1 protein-coding gene is annotated in these 2,245 nt (G+C 69.3%); it reads right to left on the reverse strand.

From position 1 onward, the window contains the following. Nucleotides 1-246: 246 nt before the first annotated feature. A partial coding sequence (locus AB0I77_RS53370; RefSeq protein WP_363290300.1) for a SpoIIE family protein phosphatase occupies nucleotides 247-2,245 on the reverse strand: 1,999 nt, incomplete at its 5' end.

Consider the following 2,245-nt stretch of genomic DNA (forward strand, 5'->3'; position numbering starts at 1 on the left):
CCGCGCACCCCCAGCCATCTACCGCTCGAGGCGAGTGCCAGCCGTGCCCGATCCGGCGGGATCTCCCGGGGCCTCACGGGGAACCGCGGTGCCACTCGCGCTCCAGCCCAGGTCAGAGACTTCCCAGGTCAGCCGCCATCCACATACGCCGTCTTCCAAACTGGGGCTCTGGGTGACTGGGGCCGGAGGGTCCTTCCGCGGCCGGCTTGGGGGTCCGTATGGAGAGGGTTGAGGACGCGGGCGCCGTCATGTGCGTCGGATGACCAGCACGGCCACGTCGTCGAGGTGGTCCACCGCGACCGTGGCGTCGAGGATGCGGTCGGCGGTCGCCTCGGCGTTCAGTCCGTCGTGGAGGGCTTGGGCGGCCAGTGTTCCGGCTCGCTCCAGTCCGGCCTCCAACGTCAGGCCCGGTCCTTCGACCACGCCGTCGGTGACCATGACCAGCGCGCTGTCCTCGTCCAGGGTGAAGGTCTCCTCGCGGTACTCGGTGTCGGGCACGACTCCCAGGACCGGTCCGCCCGGCAGCTCGCGGATGCTGTGGCTGCCGTCCCTGCACGCGTACAGCACCGGCACATGGCCGGCGCTGGCGCCGGTGACCCGTCCGTCGCGCGGGTCGACATGCAGCATGGTGCAGCTGGCGAAGCGTGCCGCATCCATCGTGACGAGCAGCTCGTTGGTGCGCGTCAGCAGGGTTCCCGGATCCCGTTCGTGGGCGGCGATCGCGCGCATGGACAAGCGCACCTGTCCCATGAGGGCGGCGGCGTCGACGTCGTGCCCTTGAACGTCGCCGATCTCCAGTGCGATCGTGCCGTCGGGCATGACGAAGGCGTCGTACCAGTCTCCGCCGATGTCCAGCCCGTCCCGGCTGGGTTGGTAGCGGGCGGCGACCTCCAGGCCCGCGAGGTGCTCGGGCAGCGTGGGGAGCATGGTCTGCTGCAGCGCCGTGGCCAGCTCGACGCGCGCCTGCTGCAACCTGATGCGCCGCAGTGCCTGGCCTGCCAGGTCGGCCAGCGTACCCACGAGGGTCCGCTCGTCCAGGGACGGCCGGTATCCGCTGCCGTAGGTCACCAGCCACGCCCCGAGGGGCTGGTTGCCGGCCTCGCTGAGGGGCATGATGGAGGTGGCGTAGTCGGGGCCGAGCCGGGCGAGGTGCGGATATTGGGCCGCGTGTGGCCAGCGGCGGATGTAATCCTCCCGGTCGGGGATGAAGTGCGACTTGCCGGTGCGGATCGCCTCGGGCAGCGGGCTCGGATGGTCCAGCGACATGCCGTGCATGACGTCGACTTCCCACATGGCTATCCCGGCATCGGTGGAGACGCGCAGGCGGCCGTCGTCGACGAGCGCGAGCAGGGCGCCGCTGGCGCCGAAGGTTGCGGCGAGCCGGGTCAGGACGACCTGCTGCAGTTCCTGCTCCGTGGCCGCAGTGATCAAGGCGGAGGAGAACTCGGCGATGTCTTTGGCGCGCTGTCGCTCGGCAGTAAGCGCGGCCTGCGCCTTCTCCTTGTGCTTCTCCTGCTTGGTGTCGTCGCGGACCATTCCGAAGATCCGCTCGGGTCCGTCATAGCCCAACTGGATCCGACGGGTCTGAACGGCCAGTTGGTGCCAGCCGTCGTGCTGGGTGAGGTACCGCAACCCCACCCAGGAGGACTGGGCGGAGGTCGAGCGCAGGAGCTGCTGCAAGGCCTCCTGGTCGTCAGGGTGCACTGCCGAGATCACTGTGGAAAGGTACGTAGTGGGATCCGGGAAGGTCGCGGCTAGGGCGGGCGCGCCACCGAGCCACTCGAGCTGGTTCCCCTGGGATGAATACATCCACAGGCCGAGGTCGGCTGCCGTGGTGGCCGTCCGGAACGGGATCAGCAGGCTCGCCAGGTCGTTTCGCGCATCCAGTGCGTGCACCCAGACCAGTTGCTCGTCACTTGCGGGATCCTTGACCGGCCGGGCCTCGATCAAGCAGGCAACGGGTGCTCCGCCTCGCCCGGGGAAGTCCAGCACCCGCATCGCGACCGTCTTCGTCCTGGCGGCGTGGGCCACGAGGCTCTCGGCCGACATCCGCTGGCTTGCGGGCCACAGATCACCGAAGTCACGTCCCAGGCACTGCTCAGCGAGGTCACGTCCCAGGCACTGCTCCGCCGGCCTGCCCAGCGCTGTGGTCATCGCAGCGTTGAGGCTGCGGATGGCACCGTCCAGCGTCAGAAGAGCCGCCGGGTCATCTCCTCGAAGGAGTTCGTCCGAGGCGTCCATCTGT

This window comes from Streptomyces sp. NPDC050619, assembly GCF_040654815.1.
In the GTDB taxonomy this organism is placed as follows: domain Bacteria; phylum Actinomycetota; class Actinomycetes; order Streptomycetales; family Streptomycetaceae; genus Streptomyces.